Source organism: Streptomyces sp. NPDC005181 (genome assembly GCF_040608395.1).
Classification (GTDB): domain Bacteria; phylum Actinomycetota; class Actinomycetes; order Streptomycetales; family Streptomycetaceae; genus Streptomyces.
In genome coordinates, this window is record NZ_JBEXID010000001.1 from 197,691 (window position 1) to 215,337 (window position 17,647).

16 protein-coding genes and 1 pseudogene are annotated in these 17,647 nt (G+C 70.4%); 10 read left to right on the forward strand and 7 right to left on the reverse strand.

The window, feature by feature from the left end:
- The first annotated feature begins 11 nt into the window (after positions 1–11).
- The 3 genes from ABZV38_RS00940 (at position 12) to ABZV38_RS00950 (ending at position 3,460) form a co-directional block, all read left to right on the forward strand.
- Positions 12–1,436 carry an ATP-binding protein gene (locus ABZV38_RS00940; RefSeq protein WP_356323142.1) on the forward strand — a complete coding sequence of 475 codons (1,425 nt, stop codon included), beginning with the start codon at positions 12–14 and terminating at the stop codon, positions 1,434–1,436.
- A gap of 122 nt (positions 1,437–1,558) precedes the next feature.
- On the forward strand, positions 1,559–2,344 hold the full coding sequence (locus tag ABZV38_RS00945) for a DUF72 domain-containing protein (RefSeq protein WP_356323143.1): 786 nt from the start codon (positions 1,559–1,561) through the stop codon (positions 2,342–2,344).
- A 453-nt stretch (positions 2,345–2,797) separates the two neighbouring features.
- Positions 2,798–3,460, forward strand: coding sequence for a CAP domain-containing protein (locus ABZV38_RS00950; RefSeq protein ID WP_356323146.1), 663 nt, complete (start codon positions 2,798–2,800; stop codon positions 3,458–3,460).
- A gap of 113 nt (positions 3,461–3,573) precedes the next feature.
- Here ABZV38_RS00950 and ABZV38_RS00955 read toward each other — a convergent pair whose 3' ends face one another.
- The 3 genes from ABZV38_RS00955 to ABZV38_RS00965 form a co-directional block, all read right to left on the reverse strand.
- Positions 3,574–5,652 (reverse strand): hypothetical protein, encoded by a 2,079-nt coding sequence (locus tag ABZV38_RS00955; RefSeq protein ID WP_356323148.1) that lies wholly within the window; start codon positions 5,650–5,652, stop codon positions 3,574–3,576.
- A 114-nt stretch (positions 5,653–5,766) separates the two neighbouring features.
- Positions 5,767–7,386, reverse strand: coding sequence for a D-alanyl-D-alanine carboxypeptidase/D-alanyl-D-alanine-endopeptidase (gene dacB, locus ABZV38_RS00960; protein ID WP_356323150.1), 1,620 nt, complete (start codon positions 7,384–7,386; stop codon positions 5,767–5,769).
- Between the two features lie 247 nt (positions 7,387–7,633).
- On the reverse strand, positions 7,634–8,449 hold the full coding sequence (locus tag ABZV38_RS00965) for an HAD-IIA family hydrolase (RefSeq protein ID WP_356323152.1): 816 nt from the start codon (positions 8,447–8,449) through the stop codon (positions 7,634–7,636).
- Positions 8,450–8,545: 96 nt separating this feature from the next.
- On the opposite strand from ABZV38_RS00965, the pseudogene ABZV38_RS00970 reads away from it, so the two are divergent.
- Together ABZV38_RS00970 and ABZV38_RS00975 are read left to right on the forward strand one after the other, a co-directional pair.
- Positions 8,546–9,163: pseudogene (locus tag ABZV38_RS00970) on the forward strand (phosphoribosyltransferase family protein); the annotation flags it as partial.
- A gap of 116 nt (positions 9,164–9,279) precedes the next feature.
- Complete coding sequence (locus ABZV38_RS00975; protein WP_356323154.1) at positions 9,280–9,645, forward strand: PH domain-containing protein; 366 nt, start codon at positions 9,280–9,282, stop codon at positions 9,643–9,645.
- 40 nt (positions 9,646–9,685) lie between these two features.
- Here ABZV38_RS00975 and ABZV38_RS00980 read toward each other — a convergent pair whose 3' ends face one another.
- Together ABZV38_RS00980 and ABZV38_RS00985 are read right to left on the reverse strand one after the other, a co-directional pair.
- Positions 9,686–11,203 (reverse strand): alpha/beta hydrolase, encoded by a 1,518-nt coding sequence (locus tag ABZV38_RS00980; RefSeq protein WP_356323156.1) that lies wholly within the window; start codon positions 11,201–11,203, stop codon positions 9,686–9,688.
- A 111-nt stretch (positions 11,204–11,314) separates the two neighbouring features.
- Positions 11,315–12,052 carry a polyprenol monophosphomannose synthase gene (locus ABZV38_RS00985; protein ID WP_356323158.1) on the reverse strand — a complete coding sequence of 246 codons (738 nt, stop codon included), beginning with the start codon at positions 12,050–12,052 and terminating at the stop codon, positions 11,315–11,317.
- Positions 12,053–12,327: 275 nt separating this feature from the next.
- Between ABZV38_RS00985 and ABZV38_RS00990 the strand changes: the two genes are divergently transcribed.
- From ABZV38_RS00990 to crcB (ABZV38_RS01010), 5 genes are all read left to right on the forward strand, one after another.
- The gene (locus ABZV38_RS00990) at positions 12,328–12,483 is read left to right on the forward strand and encodes a hypothetical protein (RefSeq protein WP_356323160.1); all 156 of its coding nucleotides are present in this window, start codon (positions 12,328–12,330) and stop codon (positions 12,481–12,483) included.
- A 167-nt stretch (positions 12,484–12,650) separates the two neighbouring features.
- Positions 12,651–14,084, forward strand: a complete 1,434-nt coding sequence (locus ABZV38_RS00995) for a glycosyltransferase family 39 protein (RefSeq protein ID WP_356323162.1) — start codon at positions 12,651–12,653, stop codon at positions 14,082–14,084.
- Between the two features lie 318 nt (positions 14,085–14,402).
- Positions 14,403–14,849, forward strand: coding sequence for a fluoride efflux transporter CrcB (gene crcB, locus ABZV38_RS01000; RefSeq protein ID WP_356323461.1), 447 nt, complete (start codon positions 14,403–14,405; stop codon positions 14,847–14,849).
- Complete coding sequence (locus ABZV38_RS01005; RefSeq protein ID WP_356323164.1) at positions 14,846–15,256, forward strand: DUF190 domain-containing protein; 411 nt, start codon at positions 14,846–14,848, stop codon at positions 15,254–15,256. Before crcB (ABZV38_RS01000) ends, ABZV38_RS01005 begins: the two co-directional genes overlap by 4 nt.
- Positions 15,253–15,627: a fluoride efflux transporter CrcB gene (gene crcB, locus ABZV38_RS01010; RefSeq protein WP_356323166.1), complete on the forward strand. Its 375-nt coding sequence runs from the start codon at positions 15,253–15,255 to the stop codon at positions 15,625–15,627. The genes ABZV38_RS01005 and crcB (ABZV38_RS01010) overlap by 4 nt, the downstream gene beginning before the upstream one ends.
- 85 nt (positions 15,628–15,712) lie before the next feature.
- On the opposite strand, the gene ABZV38_RS01015 is transcribed toward crcB (ABZV38_RS01010), so the two are convergent.
- Both ABZV38_RS01015 and ABZV38_RS01020 read right to left on the reverse strand, forming a co-directional pair.
- On the reverse strand, positions 15,713–16,021 hold the full coding sequence (locus ABZV38_RS01015) for an SCO5918 family protein (protein WP_356323168.1): 309 nt from the start codon (positions 16,019–16,021) through the stop codon (positions 15,713–15,715).
- A gap of 53 nt (positions 16,022–16,074) precedes the next feature.
- A complete protein-coding gene (locus tag ABZV38_RS01020) occupies positions 16,075–17,631 on the reverse strand; it encodes a DEAD/DEAH box helicase (RefSeq protein WP_356323170.1) in 1,557 nt (518 codons plus the stop codon).
- Positions 17,632–17,647: the final 16 nt, after the last annotated feature.

Here is a 17,647-nt window from a genome sequence, read left to right on the forward strand (position 1 = left end):
GAGGTGGCGCCTTGCACCGCTTCATCGGACGGGCCCGGGAGCTGGGCATCCTGGGGCGGACCCTCGACGAGGTCCGGGCAGCGGCAGGGTCCGCGAAGCCCGGTCAGTGCACACTGCTGCGCGGCCGGCGACGGGTCGGGAAGTCCAGCCTGGTCGAAGAGTTCCTGCAGCGTGCCGGGGTGCCGTATCTGTTCTTCACCGCGGCCGGCGGGTCGGCCGCGGACGAGCTCGCCGAGCTGGCCGATGCAGTGGCGACCTCCACCCTGCCGGAGCGCGGCCTGTACTCCGAAGAATTGCCGAGCCAGTGGAACGCGGCCTTCAGACTGCTGGCGGAGATCGTGCCCGAGGACACTCCGAGCGTGATCGTCATCGACGAGGTTCCGTACCTCATGGACCGCGTCGACGCCTTCGAGGGGATGCTGCAGCGAACCTGGGACCGCCTGCTCAGCCGCAAGCCGGTGCTGCTGCTCCTGATCGGTTCCGATCTGTCGATGATGGAGGCGCTCGGCAGCTACGACCGTCCCTTCCATCAGCGTGGTCGCGACATGGTGCTGGGTCCGCTCAACCCGGCCGACATCGCCGAGATGCTCGACCTGGACCCCGCCACCGCCTTCGACGCCGCGCTGATCACCGGCGGGCTCCCGCTGCTCTGCCGGGAGTGGCGCCCAGGGGCCCCCATGTGGGAATTCCTGGACACCGCGCTGGACAACCCGATCTCTGCCCTCCTGGTCTCTGCGGAACGCTCACTGGCCGCGGAATTCCCGCCCCAGGCGATGGGCCGGGAAGTCCTGCGCGCCATCGGCACAGGAGAGCGGACCTTCAGCAACATCGCGCGGTCCGCCGGAAACATCGCGCACAGCACCCTCAGCCGGGCGGCGGAGCTGCTCATCGACAAACGTGTGGTCGCTGCCGAACTGCCGGTCTCCCTGCGCCCCTCCAAGGAACGCCGCTACCGGGTGGCGGACCCCTATCTGCGGTTCTGGCTGGCCTTCATCGAACCCCACATGGCGGAGATCGAGCGCATGCGCGGGGACCTCACGCTCGCCCGGATCAGGGACCGGTGGACCACCTGGCGCGGGCGCGCGATCGAGCCGCTGATCCGCGAGTCGCTCGCACGCGCCCTGCCCGACGGCCGATTGCCCGCCGCTCCGGCCATCGGCGGCTACTGGACCCGCAGCAACGACGTCGAGATCGACCTGGTGGGTGCCGACCGGCAGCCCGTCGCCCAACAGTTGCTGTTCCTCGGCTCGGTCAAGTGGCTGGAGACCTCGCCGTTCGACGGCCACGACCTCGCCGCACTGCGCAGGCACCGGGCAGCCGTAACCGGTGCCCCTGTCCCGCTCGTCGCGGTCTCGCGCAACGGAGTCGGCTGTTCGGGGCTGCAGGCGGTCTACGGCCCCGAAGAACTGCTCGCCGCGTGGCGCACGCACCACTGACCGACAGCGTGCGCCATGCGGCCTTCTCGCCGCCTGTGCCCCATGAGCCGTGCGGTGTTCTCGCCGGGTGAGGAGTTACGGCCGGCGTTACGTCCTCCGGCCTCACGGGCAGGGATCGGACCATGCCCATGCTCGTCGGAACGTCAGGGTGGCAGTACAAGGACTGGCGCGGCATTCTCTATCCGCCCGGGCAACCGCAGCGGCTGTGGCTGGAGGAGTACGCCGGGCAATTCGCCACGGTGGAGAACAACAACGCCTTCTACCGGCTTCCCACTGCGGAGATCTTCGCCTCCTGGCGGGAGCGGACGCCGGAAGGATTCGTCATGGCGGTCAAGGCCAGCCGTTACCTGACGCATCTGAAGCGGCTGCACGACCCCGAGGAGCCGGTGTGCCGGCTGATGGATCATGCCCAGGGGCTCGGCGACCGCCTCGGGCCCGTGCTGCTGCAACTGCCGTCGCACTTCCGGGAGGACATCGGGGCTCTCGACGCCTGCCTGACCTGTTTTCCCGACACGGTCCGGGTGGCCGTCGAGCTTCGGCACACCTCGTGGTGGGAGGCGGAGCGGGAGCTCCGGGCGGTGCTGGAACGGCACGGCAGCGCGCTGTGCTGGGCAGATCGGGGGTCCCGCCCGGTGACGCCACTGTGGCGTACGGCGTCATGGGGGTACGTACGGTTTCACGGCGGCATCGCAGAGCCGCCGCCACGCTACGGCCGCCAGGCACTGAAGTCCTGGGCCCGTCGCATCGTCGACACCTGGCCCGATGAGGACGATGTGTACGTCTACTTCAACAACGACCTGGGTGGTGCGGCCGTCGTGGACGCCGCGAAGTTCGCGCGGGCAGCCGCTGCTCTGGGCCGGACGGTGAGCCGTACGCCTCCGGCCCCGCCGGCACGGTCCACGTCCTGACCTCGTGCCCGGGCAGGAGTGGCTGCGGCGACGACGTCGGCGCACCCCTCGTTCCGTGACATCAGACACACAGACTTTCGGCACTCAGGTTGCCGAATAGTAGATCGAGGCTTGACGGCATAGTGCGTTATATCCGTCTTGGTGCAGAAATACTCCACGCGAGATTGGGCGGCATTCGACCCGCTCGACACTTTCGCCCGTTCGCGAAGTGACCAACGGCTTCTGACGGACCGACGGACTTCTTCGCACCCCCAGGAGCCGGACGAGCACGCCTGTGCGCCCGTTTCAAGAGCTGTCCGTCGCTACGGACCGAGGTAGTACTTCCGCCTGTTGCCGCACCCCGACAGCAGTTCTAAGAATGTCGGCCGCAAGGCGTCTCCGCGGCCCAGGTGCAGGAACTGGGCACAGCCGGACCCCCTGGGGGCGCTCCGCGATCACCGAGCGAGGTCACGCATGAGGAAGCACCGCAGGAAGACGTACTACCGGCCGATAGCCATCGCTGTCGTCGCCGTGGGAGCCGTGGGTGTGCCCTCCGCCGCCATGGCCTGCCTGGGTTCTCAGGGTGATGCGGGCGGTCGCCCCTCCGGTCACTGGGAGCAGGTGAGCTCCCACCAGCGGTGGACGGGCTCCCCGTGGGGTCACAAGCCGACTGCTGAACCGTCGAAGAGCCCCACTACGACTCCCAGCGCACCGCAGACCACCGCGTCCCCCAGCGCACCGGCTACGACGGCACCGGCATCCGGGCCCACGGCCCGCGTGCTGACGCTCGTCAACAACGAGCGCAGCAAGGCCGGATGCTCTCCGCTGACCATCAACGCGAAGCTGACCAAGGCCGCTCAGGACCACAGCGAGGACATGGCATCCCACCGGAACATGTCCCACACGGGCTCCGACGGGTCGTCGCCCGGCGACCGGATCACGCGTGCCGGTTACAGCTGGAGCTCCTACGGCGAGAACGTCGCCTACGGCTACTCCACGCCCGAGAGCGTCATGGCGGGCTGGATGTCCAGTCCGGGCCACAAGCGCAACATCCTCGACTGTTCGTTCAAGGAGATCGGCATCGGCCTCGCGCAGCCCAACAGCTACTGGACTCAGGACTTCGGCACGGCCCGCTAGGGGCACTGCGGGGGATGGTCCGCATCCTCCACCGGATGAAGGCCCCGACCGGTTCGCCGGCCGGGGCCTTCGCCATGAGCGCGCCGCCCGGCCGCTTCTCGGTCGGTCGCTGCTCATGGGCGCCGGTTGGCAGACGTACGACGCAGGCGCCGGAGGCGTCCGGAGCGCAGCCCGAACGTCACCAGCAGTCCGGCGGCGAGCGCCGCACCGGCCGTTGCGAGAAGCATCGGGTCGGTTCCGGTTCCGGAGACTGCGAGGTGTCCGCCGCCCGGCGGGGGTCCGGCGTGCGGTCCGCCCGGCCAGGCGTGGTGCGTCGGCTTCGGGGAGTGCGTCGGCCACGGGTGTGTCGGGGTCGGTGTTGGCGTCGGAGTGGGGGGCGGAGTGGGGGGCGGAGGCGGGGTCGGGCTGTGGATCCGGATCGTTGCCTGGTCGGGTGGTGATTTCACGGTGCCGCCGGCGGCCGTCGCGACTGCGGTGGCGACCACGCTTCCGCCGGTCGCGTCCTCCTCCGTCACCACATAGGTGCCCGTGCAGGTGGTGCTGTCGGCCGGAGTGCCGCGGGCTGTCAGATCCTTCGACTCGCAGCTGATGTCTTTCAGCCGGTCGTCGACGATGCCGAGTCCCGCCAGCGGTCCGTCGGTGACGTTGCTGACGACGAAGGTGTGCGCCACCTGGTCGCCGGCTTCGTGCGCGCGGGAGTCGTTCACCTGCTTGTCGAGGGACAGCCCGATCGGACCGCCCAGCGGAAGTTTCACCTCCGAAGGCGGGGAGGCGGCCTTTTGGCCGTCACTGTTGCCGGATGCCTGTGCCGTGCTGTCGAGGTAACCGCGCACGGCATCGGCTTCGGTGATCGTGTACTCGGCGGTGCAGGTCATGGTCCGGCCGACCGCGAGGGTGCTTTCGGGGCAGGTCACCGGGCCGGCCGCCGGATCGCTCACCGACGCATCCGTGATCTCGGTGTCGCCCGCATTGGTGACGACGAACTCGTACGGCACCTTCGCTCCCGGCACCAGCTCGTCGGGGAGGATCTCGGCCCTGCTGATCTGCTTCACCAGGTTGAGCTGCGGCAGCGGCCTCAGCGAGCGGGCAGACAGGGTACGGATGAGGTGGACATCGGCGAACAGGCCGGTGGAGGCGGCGAAGCCGAACTTGTAGGTGGCCGGGACCGGCTGGGGCGCCCCGGTCTCCAGGACCTGGCGGGATCCGTTTCCGTCGTGGAAGTCGACCAGCACGGTCAGCGTCGGATCGGGGGCGGGACCGACCCGTACGGTCACCGTCCGCCGGGACGCCTCCAGCACCTGCTGGGCCTCGACCGGTGGCGTACCGGCCGGGAGGTCCGCGGCGGTGGTCGGGCCGTGGAGCTCGCCGGGCAGCGTGGACGGCCACGGACCGGTCGTCGTGAGGTTGTCGGTGGTGGCGGTGAGGAAGCAGTACCCGGTGGTGTCCTGGCCCGGGCCCCGCACGGTCACCATGTTGCGTCCCGGGGCCGGGGCCCGGGACTGCGTTCCGGCCGGGGAGCGCTGCTCGCATCCGTCGCCCCGGTGCTCCCCGTCACCGAAGTAGTCGCCGAGGACCTCCAGGCCGACGCCCAGGTATCCGTGGTCGACGCCGGGCACGAACTCCCGGCCCGGGTCGTCGTCGGGCCGTTTCTGCGCGTACCCGAGGCTGACGCCGGACGCCCCGGGGCGGGTCAGCTGCGCGGCCCCGTCCACCAGGAAGAAGGAGATGCCGTCCGCCGCTTTCCGGGCGGCCCGGCCGCCGTACTGCCACTGATCGAAGGAGACCTCCAGGCCCTCGTTCGCGGGCAGCGCCCCGTTGTGGATCACCGCCGCCGACCGTTCGTCGCCCCCGCTCGTGAGCTGGAGATAGCCGTACGGTGCCGCGCTCCGGGGCGGCGCCGGCCCCACGGGCGTCGCGGAGCATCCACCCAGTGGATGCCCGGCGGCGCCGGTGGGTGGCTCGGCCTGGGGCGCGCCGGTCAGGCAGGCCGGTCCGACCGCGGTGAAGCCGGACTGCGCGTTGGCGCCGGTGAACGATTCGTTCACCAGCACCGACTGCTCCGCCTGCACCTGCCGTCCTGCGGCGGACACCACCCCGGGCAGGAGCGCCGAGCCGAGGATGGTGCCCACCAGGACGACCGCGGCGGCCGGGGATCGGCGGAGGGGCGCCCACGAAAGACGAATGCACGACATAAGTCGGACAATATGACCCATATTCATGTGGGTGGGCGCCTGCCGGCACGTGTCATGACGCAGAAGGACGCGGGCCGCCCCAGTGGCCCAACAGCGGGGCTCTCCGGGCCGGCGTCAGGAGCTGCCTCTCACGCCCTCCTGGAGATACGCGGCAATGTCGGCCATGTCGTTCCCGATCGCCAGCACGCCCTTGATGTCGGACGCCGACGCGCCGTTCACCCCGGCGAAGAACACGTCGTAATGCCCCTTGCCGGTCTCCAGGTACCCGGCGATGGTCTCCGCACCCACGCTCAGCCGGTCGTTGAGGAGGTCACCGCCCGCGGCGGTGCCCGTCTTGGCGGAGACCTTGCCACGGGCGGGGCAGTCCCGGCAGGAGAACGCGAGGGATCCGTCGACGCCCAGCGTGGGCAGTGCCTCCCGGAACCGGGTTGCGTCGGGGGTGCCCTGCCAGTACGTCAGGATCTGGGCGACGGCGCGGGGTGTGGTGCGGTCGTTCGGGTCGCCGCCGCGGCCGTCGGCGAGCTGAACCGCCTTGCGGTCCACCTTGGCGTTGTCCAGGAACTTCGCGAGTACCGGGAAACCGTCCGCGCACCGGGAGCTGCCCGTGCTCACAGCCATGAGGCAGATACCGAGGTTCGCCCCGAGGTTGTGGCTCACTTTCAGGATGAGCCGGGCGTACTTGTCGTAAGTCGGAGAAGTGAACCGGGCCACCTCCGGCGCGCCCCCGTACGACCGGGGCAGCCGTCCGGCCGGGTTGGGTCCCACGGGGTTGGCGGTGACCTCGACCCCGGCCCGCTTCAGTGCCTCGATCAGGGCGGTACGGCCGAAGGCGTTCGGATCGTGGATGTCCGACACGCGCAGGACCGGGTCGGAATCGGCGGCGATGGTGCCGGTGAGCCGGATGCGGGTGCCGTCGGCGGAGGGGGTCACCTTGATGGCGGTGGGCTTGCCGGCCGCGACGGTACGGACGGTGGACGAGACGGTGTACGACGCGACGTGCGGGCGCCAGTCCAGCCGGGCCGGCGCGCCCGGACCCTCGCCGGGGGTGGTGAGCAGATCGATCAGGTTGTCATTGATGATCAGCGGCGCCGGGGTCGGATCGAGCTCCGGATCGGGACGGAACAGCCTGGCGTCCACGACCACATCGCCGTCGACCTTGGTGATCCCCGAGGCACGTACCTGCTGGGCCAGTTGGTCGATGCCGGCCAGCGGGTTCTGCGGGGTGAGGGTCGCGCCGGGGATGTCGTCGGCGTAGGTGTGGTCGATGGCGGTGAAGGCGACGGTGCCGTCCGCACGTGTACGGCCGCCGAGGGTCAGGTCGCCCTGGGCAACGAGGTCCAGGTCCCCGGTGAGGGTCGAGCCCAGGCGCTCTCCGACGGCGTGCACCGGGGTGACGAAGCGGTGATCGCTGCCGAGGGTGTGCCAGGTGCCGCTGACGCTGAACAGTTTGGCCACCGACCCGGGGATGAAGAACTGGTCGGCGGCGCGCGACTGCACCACCTCGCCGGTCTCCGGGTTCTGCTGGAACAGCCCCCACTGGGCGTGCGGGTAGTCCGGCTTGTGCATGATCGACGCGATGCGCGGGTCGAGGCCGCTCAGTTCCTTCGACGGCGTCACCCAGGCCAGGCCGAGCGCGGCCACACTGGCGGCCAGCAGGAGGCCGAGGACAGTGAGGACGCGCTGAGCGTTCCGGCTCCGGCTTCGGCTCCGGCCTGACGTGATGGCTGATGACATGCGGACTCCACCGTGGTGTGTGGTTCGCGGTGCTCACTGGGACCGAAAAGGGTGCTTTGAGGCTAGGGGCCACGAGGGGCGGACCGTCTCGGCGCGGCGGGCGGGTCCCCCGGACGGTCGCGGGACGGGGCAGGTGGATGCGCCCGTACGGACGGTCGGGCACCCGACGAAGAGCCGGGCGGAGGCGCCCGTACGGACGGGTCGCGAGGGGCGCCGGCTCACCCCTTCAGCAGCGTGCGCAGGCAGCTCACCGCCCCAGCAGCGTGGGCAGGTCCGCGAAGGAGTCGAGGACGTGGTCCGGGGTGCCGGTGGCGGATCTGTGTGTCTCGGGCAGATATTTTCCGGTCCTGACCAGTACGCCGGTGATACCGAAACGCTGCGCCGCCAGAACGTCGGTCTCGATGTCGTCGCCCACCATCAGCGTCTCGGACGCGACGGCGCCGAGGTGGGCCAGCGCGGTGGCGTAGAACGCCTCGGCGGGCTTGCCGGTGACTTCCGCCTCGACCCGGGCGGCCCGCTCCAGCCCCGGGAGGAAGGCCCCGGTGTCGAGGTCGAACCCCTCCGACGTGCGCCAGTACAGGTTCCGGTGCATCGCGATCAGCCGGGCGCCGCGCTGGAGGTGCCGGAAGGCCGCGTTGAGGGCCGCGTAGCTGAACGCTTCACCCGCGCCTCCCACGACGACCACGTCCACGTCCGTGTCCGCCGGGGCGCCCTCCCCCGCGTCGACGAGTGTCACGCCCGCCAGGTCTTCGCGGACATCGCCGCTGTTGAGCAGCGCGCACCGGGCGCCGGGGTAGTGCTCGCGCAGATACGCGGCGGTGACCGCCGGTGCGGTGAGGATGTCGTCCTCACCGATGGGGAAGCCCGCCCCGGTCAGCTTCGCGGCGATCCGGGCGCGGGTGCGGGACGTGGTGTTGGTGACCAGAGCGAGCGGGAGTCCGGCGGCACGCAGCCGCTCCATGGCCGCCACCGCGCCGGGCAGCGGCTGCCAGTCCACGGTGAGCACACCGTCGATGTCGATCAGGGCCGCGCCGACCGCTCCGGACACTCCGATTCCTTCCATACGGTCGACTGTCGCCGACTTGCGGGACCGCCGCACATGGGGTTGCTTCGAAGTAGTACGTGGTCACTGTCTCCCCTGGGTCGGGGGTGAACCACTGTGTTGTTCACCGATCGCACGGATGCGGGGCATCGCCTCGCCGAAGCGCTCAGGCATCTGGCGGGGGAGAAACCCGTGGTGCTGGGTCTGCCGCGCGGCGGGGTTCCCGTGGCCGCGGCGGTTGCCACGGCGCTCGGGGCCCCTCTCGACGTGATCGTGGTCCGCAAGCTCGGTGTCCCGTACCACCGTGAGCTGGCCTTCGGCGCCATCGGGGAGGGCGGCGTGCGGGTGATCAACGACGACGTCGTCCGCCGCGGGGGGCTGCGTCCCACGGACATCGCCACCGTCGAGCGCAATGAGCAGGCGGCACTCGCACGGCAGGCGCAGCAGTTCCGTGACGACCGGCCCCGGCTGGCGCTCGACGGCCGTACCGCGATCGTGATCGACGACGGGATCGCGACCGGTGCCACGGCCTCGGCGGCCTGCCAGGTCGTACGGGCACAGGGCGCGGCCCGCGTGGTGCTGGCCGTTCCGGTCGCTCCCGCGGACACGGTGGCCTGGCTGCGTACGCAGGTGGACGAGGTGGTCTGCCTCTCCACGCCGGTTCTGTTCTCTGCCGTCGGCGAGTGGTATCAGGACTTCTCGCAGACCTCCGACGAGGAGGTCATCTCCCTGCTGAAGGCATAGAGCCACCCGGAGCCGCCCGGAACCGCTCCATCGGTTCATGCCCGCCGCCGTACAGACCCGTATACAGTGTGAAAAAACGTGCAACTTCACGTACACGGGGGGCCGACATGGCGTTGTTCGGAAACGCGCACACCATCGACACGGCGACGGCGCAGCAGGACTACGCGCGGCTGCTGGGGCAGGGCGAGCAGGTGCACGCCGCGTACCTGCTGATACGCGACACCATCCTCTTCACCGACCGGCGTCTCCTCCTCGTCGACAAGCAGGGGATCACCGGCAAGAAGGTGGAGTACCACTCCGTGCCGTACCGGAGCATCACGCATTTCGCCGTGGAGACCGCCGGCACGTTCGACCTCGACGCGGAGCTCAAGATCTGGGTCTCGGGCACTTCGTTGCCGATCCAGAAGACCTTCACCAAGGGCGTCGACATCTACGAGGTGCAGGCGATCCTCACGCAGTTCGTGGCGAAGTAGGGTCCCGTCGGCCGCGCGGGCGGGACCCTCCTCGGCCCCTTCAGTCCGCGCAATACACGTCCTCCTCCGGGCGCACCCCCGTCGTGAGGAACTCGGTGACCCTGCTCGTGTCGCACGCATTGCCGTTGCCCAGGTAGACGCCGTGCCCCCCGTGGCCGACCGTGACGAGTCGCGCACGGTCGCCCAGGGCATCGCGCATCTTCGACGCGCCGAAGTACGGGGTCGCGGGGTCCCGAAGGTTCTGGATCATCAGGATGTTGGACGGGCCCTCGGAGGTGATCGTGGTCGGCTTCCCGGCAGGTGTGTTCTTCCAGAACGCACAGGGCGTGATGTTGGCCGGCATCCCGGCCGTCAGCGGGTGACGCACCCGGTCGACGGCCACCGCCCTCCGGTACGAGGAGACAGCCGCCGGCCAGCGCACGTCGTTGCAGATGACGGCCACCATGACCGCGGCGTCCTGGTCCGGCAGCGGGTTCGCGAGATCTGCCGGGAGGACGGGTGCGGCGGCCGGGTCCTGGGCCGCCGCGACGAGCCGGGCCAGCTGCTCGAACGAGGCGTCGCTGTAGAGGGCGCTCTGCAGCGCCTGCCGGAGCCGGTTGCCGGTCAGCGCGATGCCCGCCGTGGTCGTCTCCTTCGGCTCACGGTCCAGCTTCGCCGCCAGGGAGAGGAACAACGGCCGTACGTCCTCGGCCCGTCGGGCCAGGCGCAGCCCCTTGGCGTCCCGCGCCGGATCCGATGCCCAGGCCGCGAAGTCCGGGAAGCGGTCGTCCGCGGCCTGCGACATGTTGGCCGGCCAGCCGCGCTCGACCCGGGCCGGGTCGGGGTCACCGCTGCTGTCCAGCACCCAGCGGTCCGTGTGCTGCGGGTACTTCTGCGCGTACACGGCACCCACGTACGTACCGTACGAGACGCCCCACGCCGACAGTTTCTCCTGGCCGAGCGCCTGCCGGAAGCGGTCGATGTCACGCACCTCGTTCGCCGTGGTGAAGCTGCGCAGCACAGCGCCCCCGTTGCGCGCACAGGCCTCGGCGGTACGCCGCGACCGGGCGACGTTCTCCGTGATGTCACCGCCCGGCTCCGGCCAGGAGCGCAGGCTCGTCATGTACCGGTCGTCCTCGTCGAGCCCGCAGTTCGCCCGCGTGCTGCCGCCGATGCCGCGCGGATCGAGGCCGACCAGGTCGTACGCCCCCGCCATCTCCTTCTGCAGTGCCGCCCCCTTCTGGGTCAGCCGCTGCACCCCGGCGCTGCCCGGCCCGCCGGGGATCACGATCAACGTGCCGCGCCGCGCCTCGGGGCGGTCACTGCGCAGACGGGAGACGGCAAGGATGAGCTGCGGGCCGTCCGGGTCGGCGTAGTCGAGCGGCACGGGCAGGTCGGCGCACTCCTGCCCGGCAGGGCCGCCGGGCTGGGCGCAGGGGCGCCAGGAGAGAGCGGGGGCAGCGGTGGTGGAGTTCGCCGGTGCGGCCTGGGCCGTCGGGGTGGTGACGGCTGTCAAGGACGTGGCGACGGCCGTCGCGGAGAGCACGAGAAGCAGGGCCCGATTGCTGTAAGTGGTCATGGGACAAGGGTTGTTGAGCGGTATCCCCATTCCTATCCGGCAGGCGTCACGGCTTCCGCTGGGGGTAGCCCCCGCCACTCCGGTGCCAACTCCTGCTCCAGCGCCCGGAAGTCAGCCGTTCTTCCTGCCGAACAGCAGCTTCCACGGCGCGATCGCCGACTCGATCTGTACGCGCAGACCGAGCTTCGACTCGCCATTGACCCGCTCCTCGAATCTGATCGGCACCTCGACGATTCTCAGTCCGCGCCTGACCGTCCGGTAGTTCATCTCCACCTGGAAGGAATACCCGTTGCTTCGGACGGACGGCAGATCGATTGCCTTGAGGGTGTCCGCACGCCATGCCTTGAAACCGGCCGTGGCATCGTTCACGTGCAGCCGCAGAATCGCGTTGACGTAGAAATTCGCCCAGTCGGAGAGCGCCTTGCGGTGCCACGGCCACTCGGTGGCGAGCGAACCGCCCTCCACATAGCGGGAGCCGATCACGACGGCGGCATCGTCGGCGAAGAGTTTCTCGACCATGAGCGGGACCACCGAGGCCGGGTGGGAGAGGTCGGCGTCCATCTGAATGACGACGTCTGCTTCTTCTGCGAGCGCGCGCGTCATACCGGCGACATACGCGCGGCCCAACCCGTTCTTCTCCATTCGGTGCAGAACGCCGACCAGGCCCGAGGTCTCGGTCGCGAGCCGGTCCGCGACATCACCCGTACCGTCGGGCGAATTGTCGTCCACCACGAGAATGTGCAGGTTCGGCACGTGCAGTTCCGTGAGCAGATCTACGAGGATGGGCAGGTTCGTCCGCTCGTTGTAGGTGGGGACGACCACCACGATCTTCGGGGAAGTCTTCTCCACGACCATTCCCTTGCGTTCTCAGGCGTTTGCTGGTGATTCACGCTCTTGATCCGCGCGAGCCTAGCAGTCGGGAACGGCGCCTCCGCGCGTTCATGCGGGAGGCTGCGCGCATCGCACCGGCCGTCCGCTCCGGCACCAGCGCCGACGCCGCACCGGTTCGGCGTCCGGCGTCGCAGGTTTCCAGGATTCGTCCGGGTTCGACCGAACTCCGGTAATGGACCACGACGGCGGATGTGACCTGAATGCGGTGACCCGATCCGGTGAAGATGTGACTCATGGCGGAGAAGACCATCCAGCAGCAGGCGATACGGGAGCACGTCGCCTATTTCAAGGTCCTGGAATCGATGAGAAAAACTCTGTCTCGATTCCGCGCGCGCCGTACGGGAACAGCGCTGACCCTTCCCGGCCTTCCGGGGTGTTGGGTACGCTGACGAGCGCAGACCCGGATCCGTTGCACCCTTGCGCCGCCGAATCGGAGTGTGCCATCAACCTTCCGCTGAATCCGGCCGCTTTGAGCGCGAGGACCCGCCCCGAGGGGCACCACGCACCAGGACCGGAACGGGGCTCCGCGCCACTGTCCCGATACCGGGTCGGTTTATTGCCCGCGCTGCTGGCACTGCTGATGGGCCTCTGGGGGGTCCGTCGCCAAAACACCATGTGGCGCGACGAGTCGGTGACCTACCAGGTCGCCCACCGGAGCCTCTCCGAGATCTGGCAGCTGCTCGGCCATGCCGATGCGGTGCACGGCCTCTACTACTTCTTCATGCACGCACTTTTCGCCGTGGGGGGCGACAGCCTCGTGACACTGCGGCTCCCGTCGGTGCTCGCGACGTGCGTGTCCGCCTTTCTGGTGGCATCGACCGGACGCCGCCTCGTGGGCCCCCGTACCGGACTCATCGGCGGTATCGCCTTCGCTCTCCTCCCCGTGGTCCAGATGTACGCGCAGGAGGGCCGCTCGTACGCAATGGTGTGCGCGTTCATCGCCCTCTCCACCTATCTGTTCGTCGGCGCCCTCGACCATTCCTCCCGCCGTCGCTGGACCGCGTACGCGCTCACCGTCGCCGCCGCCGGATGGCTCCACGAATTCGCGGTCCTCGCCCTGCCCGCCCACGGCCTGACGCTGTACCTCTCGCGGCTGCCCCGCACGCTGCTGCGGTCCTGGGCGACGGCCGCAGGGCTGTCCGTGGCTCCGGTCGTCCCGCTCGCCCTCCGGTCCGCGGGACAGTCGGGGCAGGTCTCCTGGATCGGCTGGCCGCATGCGGGCGAATGGCTCGTCATCGCGGCCGTCACCCTCGTCGGCGTGCTCTGCGCCGGGTACGCGACGAAGCCGGTGGTACCGGGTACGGAGACTCGGGAGGGCGCGCTCCGTCTGGTCCGGCTGGCCCTCCCGCTGCTCATCGTGCCCACGGCCGCGCTCCTCGTCGCCTCCCTCTACGCCCCGATGTACGTGGACCGCTACGTCCTCTACTCCCAGCTCGCCCTGGCCCTGCTCATCGGTGTGGCCGTGGACCGGCTGTGGGACGCCGTGGGACGGGCCGCCCGGCCGACGGCGCCCCGGTCGCGGGCCGTGGTGTTCGGCATCGCGGCGGCCGGCGTCGCCGTGGCGCTCCTTCCGGTGACGCTCCAGATGCGCACCCCCGACAGCCGCAAGGACAACGTCACCGCCATCGCCGCCCAGGTGCGGACGATGGCATCGGACGACGCCGGTGTGCTCTTCATGCCGGCGCGGCGCAGGGAATGGGCCCTCTCCTATCCGGACGACTTCCGGGGCCTGACCGATCTGGCCCTGCAGCGGAGCCCGAGGGCCGACAACACCCTTGAAGGCACCGAGGATTCGGCCGACCGGATCCGGGTCCGGCTGCGTGCGTTCGACCGGATCGTGGCGCTCACCGATCCGCCGGGACAGCCGGAGGACCCGTTCCCCGATGAGGCGGTCAAGCGGGACGTCCTGCGGAAGGAATTCGTCGTCTGCCGCCGGGTGCAGGTGAAGGGTGGCCAGGTCACGCTGTACGCGCGGCCGGGCAGGTGCTGACCCGGCCGCGCGCCGGCCGGGCACCGATCACCTGTCGCTGCGGCGCCGGGCGGGGCGCACACCCGGGCGATACTCTGGTGCGAGCAGGGACTGTGATGGTGACTGACGGTTGCTGCGCGGCGGTGGGGCCCGCCGTACCCGAACCGCGGCAGCAGTGCCGCCAACGGTCCCTACTTGCGATGGAGCGTGCCCGCGTACGGGCACCCGGCAGGTAGGAGACGTGTGCCCATGGGAACCCAGCAGCCCGGAGTGTCCCCCGTGCCCGCGGGGTCCCCGGGATCCTCCGCCGCGGATGATCCCGACGACGCCGAGGCCGCCATGTCCGTACCCGAGCAGCGGGACAAGCGGTCCGGCAGGCAGTGGTCCGGCAGGCAGTGGTCCGTCGTCGCCGTCGTCGCCCTCGGCGGTGCGATCGGGGCGTGCGGCCGTTACGGGGCTTCACTGATCTGGGCGACTCCGCCGGGCGGCTTCCCCTGGACGACGCTGGTGGTGAATGTCGTCGGGTGTGCGGTGATCGGCGTGTTCATGGTGGTCATCAGCGAGGTCCGGTCGGCGCACCGGCTGGTGCGGCCCTTCTTCGGTACAGGGGTGCTGGGCGGGTTCACCACGTTCTCCACGTACGCGGTGGACATCGAGCGGCTCGTGGACACCGGCCGGGCCCGTACCGGTATCGCGTATCTCGGGCTGACCCCGCTGGCGGCGCTGGCCGCGGTGTGGAGTGCGGTGCGGCTGACGCGCCGCGTGCTGGCGTGGAGGCAGCCATGACGAGGAGGCCCGAGGAGACGCACCGGACCGAGGAGACCGAGGAGAGCAGGGTGACCGAAGGGATCGGGGTGACCGAACGGGGTCTGCGCCTGACCGTCCTCATCGGGGAGTCCGACGGCTGGCACCACCGGCCCCTCTACTCGGAGATCGTGCACCGGGCTCACCGGGCGGGGCTGGCGGGCGCGAGTGTGTTCCGGGGCATCGAGGGGTTCGGCGCCTCGTCGATGATCCACACCCAGCGGCTGCTGTCGCTGAGCGAGGACCTGCCGGTGGCCGTCGTGATCGTGGACACGGAGGAGCGGATCCGCGCGTTCCTTCCGCTCGTCGACGAGGTGATCGGAGAAGGCGTGGCCGTCCTGGACGCCTGCGAGGTCATCCACTACCCCGGCCGGAGGGAGGGCCGGTGAGCTGGCTGCTGGTGATCGTCGGCGCGGCGATCGGTGCACCGCTGCGCTATCTGACCGACCGGGCGGTCCAGTCCCGGCACGACACGGTCTTCCCGTGGGGGACGTTCACGGTGAATGTGGCCGGGTCCCTGGTGCTGGGGCTGCTCACCGGAGCGGTGGCGGCCGGCGCGGCGTCGTCGCAGGTGCAGCTGTTCCTGGGTACGGGGCTGTGCGGGGCACTGACGACGTACTCGACGTTCAGCTACGAGACGCTGCGACTGGCGGAGGACGGGGCGAAGTTCTACGCGGCGGCCAACGTCGTGGCGAGCGTGGTGGCGGGGCTGGGCGCGGTGTTCGCGGGGGTCACGGTCGCCGATGCGCTGTGGGCGTAGGGCCGTCCGGTACGCGCGCGACAGGGCCGGGGGCCGGGACGCGCGTCCCGGCCCCCGGCCCTCGTACCTCTTATCCGTCCAGGCGTCAGACGGTGGTCGGCGATCCGAGCATCGCCGACGCCGCCTCCAGCGGCGTCGGCGCGACGGCCGGAACGGGCACGTCCGCGGTACGGCAGGTGAAGCCGAGGCGGGTCAGCGCGCGAGTCACCTCGCCGGATGTGAAATCACGGCGGTCCTGCCGGGTGATCACCTCGCCGACCTGCTTGACCGGATAGACCCGACGGCCGATGACCACCGAATCACCTGTGACGGGTTCGGGCTTGATGCCCTTCATGGAATCCACGACCTCGCTCTTGAACAGGTCGAAGGGGAAGCGGGCGATGACGCAACGCATAGTGCCTCAACGGGGTTGAAGAGAAGGAACCGGATCAGTGGGCCGAGTCGCGATCAGGCCGCGCGGTAGCCCGAGGACCTGCGCGGCGAACCGCCGTTCCCCACGCGGGCCGAGGACGACGAGGTGGACGACTGCGACGACGCACCGGAGGACGCGCGGCGCGCCTGTGCCGGGCGGCTGCGGCGGCCACGGGACGACGCGCCGCTCCTGGCGCGCTCCGTCACCGGCGCCGTGATGGTGACCGGCACACCCGACGGGGCCTGCGCTCCGGTGATCCGGTTCAGTTCGGCCTCGCCGGAGCGGACCTGGGCGATCTTCGGGGTGATCCCCGCGTCGGCCATCAGGCGTGTCATCTCGCGACGCTGATTGGGGAGCACCAGCGTGACGACGCTGCCGGACTCACCGGCGCGGGCGGTGCGGCCGCCGCGGTGCAGGTAGTCCTTGTGGTCGCTCGGCGGGTCGACGTTGACGACCAGGTCGAGGTTGTCGACGTGGATGCCGCGGGCCGCGACGTTCGTGGCGACCAGCACCGTGACGTGCCCGGTCTTGAACCGGGTCAGGGTGCGGGTGCGCTGTGGCTGCGACTTGCCGCCGTGCAGCGCGGCAGCCCGTACGCCGCTGTTGAGGAGGTGGTCGGTGAGCTTGTCCACGGCGTGCTTGGTGTCCAGGAACATGATCACCCGGCCGTCGCGCGCCGCGATCTCCGTCGTGGTGGCGTACTTGTCGGCGCCGTGGACGTACAGCACGTGGTGCTCCATCGTCGTGACCGCACCGGCCGCCGGGTCGACGGAGTGGACCACCGGGTCGTGCAGATAGCGGCGGACCAGCAGGTCGACGTTACGGTCCAGGGTGGCCGAGAACAGCATCCGCTGGCCCTCGGGCGCCACCTGGTCGAGCAGCTCGGTGACCTGCGGCATGAAGCCCATGTCGGCCATCTGGTCGGCCTCGTCGAGGACGGTGATGGTGACCCGGTCGAGGCGGGCGTCACCGCGCTCGATGAGGTCCTTGAGCCGGCCGGGCGTGGCGACGACCACCTCGGCGCCGCCGCGCAGCGCACTGGCCTGCCGCCCGATCGACATCCCGCCGACGACGGTTGCCAGGCGCAGCTTCAGCGACTTGGCGTACGGAGTGAGCGCGTCGGTGACCTGCTGAGCCAGCTCCCGGGTGGGGACGAGGACCAGGGCCAGCGGGCAGCGGGGCTCGGCGCGCCGGCCTGCGGTACGGGCCAGCAGGGCGAGGCCGAAGGCGAGCGTCTTGCCCGAGCCGGTGCGGCCGCGGCCGAGGACGTCGCGCCCGGCGAGCGAGTTGGGCAGCGTGGCCGCCTGGATCGGGAACGGCGTGATCACGCCCTCGGCGGCGAGCGCCGCCAGCAGGGGCGCGGGCAGATCCAGATCGGCGAACGCCTCGGCGGCGGGCAGCGCGGGGGTGATGGTCTTCGGCAGGGCGAACTCGCCCTGCTTGGCGGCGGGCCGACGGCCGTAGCTACCGGAACCGGAGCGGCCCGGGGCGCTGTAACGGCTCTGGCCGCCCTGACCACCGCCGGCCTGGGAGCGGAAGCCGCCGCTGCGGGTGCCGGAGTAACGATCGTTCGTGCGAGCTGTGCGGTTCATGCAGAACCCTTCCTCG

Excerpts from the sequence above, each read along its gene's own strand:
- dacB (WP_356323150.1), bottom strand. The coding sequence starts at position 7,386 with ATGTCATCAGCCATCACGTCAGGCCGGAGCCGAAGCCGGAGCCGGAAC.
- ABZV38_RS00975 (WP_356323154.1), top strand. The coding sequence starts at position 9,280 with ATGGCGTTGTTCGGAAACGCGCACACCATCGACACGGCGACGGCGCAG.
- ABZV38_RS00980 (WP_356323156.1), bottom strand. The coding sequence starts at position 11,203 with ATGACCACTTACAGCAATCGGGCCCTGCTTCTCGTGCTCTCCGCGACG.
- ABZV38_RS00965 (WP_356323152.1), bottom strand. The coding sequence starts at position 8,449 with ATGGAAGGAATCGGAGTGTCCGGAGCGGTCGGCGCGGCCCTGATCGAC.
- ABZV38_RS01020 (WP_356323170.1), bottom strand. The coding sequence starts at position 17,631 with ATGAACCGCACAGCTCGCACGAACGATCGTTACTCCGGCACCCGCAGC.
- ABZV38_RS00950 (WP_356323146.1), top strand. The coding sequence starts at position 2,798 with ATGAGGAAGCACCGCAGGAAGACGTACTACCGGCCGATAGCCATCGCT.
- ABZV38_RS01015 (WP_356323168.1), bottom strand. The coding sequence starts at position 16,021 with ATGCGTTGCGTCATCGCCCGCTTCCCCTTCGACCTGTTCAAGAGCGAG.
- ABZV38_RS00945 (WP_356323143.1), top strand. The coding sequence starts at position 1,559 with ATGCCCATGCTCGTCGGAACGTCAGGGTGGCAGTACAAGGACTGGCGC.
- crcB (WP_356323461.1), top strand. The coding sequence starts at position 14,403 with ATGTCCGTACCCGAGCAGCGGGACAAGCGGTCCGGCAGGCAGTGGTCC.
- ABZV38_RS01005 (WP_356323164.1), top strand. The coding sequence starts at position 14,846 with ATGACGAGGAGGCCCGAGGAGACGCACCGGACCGAGGAGACCGAGGAG.
- ABZV38_RS00955 (WP_356323148.1), bottom strand. The coding sequence starts at position 5,652 with ATGTCGTGCATTCGTCTTTCGTGGGCGCCCCTCCGCCGATCCCCGGCC.
- ABZV38_RS00990 (WP_356323160.1), top strand. The coding sequence starts at position 12,328 with ATGGCGGAGAAGACCATCCAGCAGCAGGCGATACGGGAGCACGTCGCC.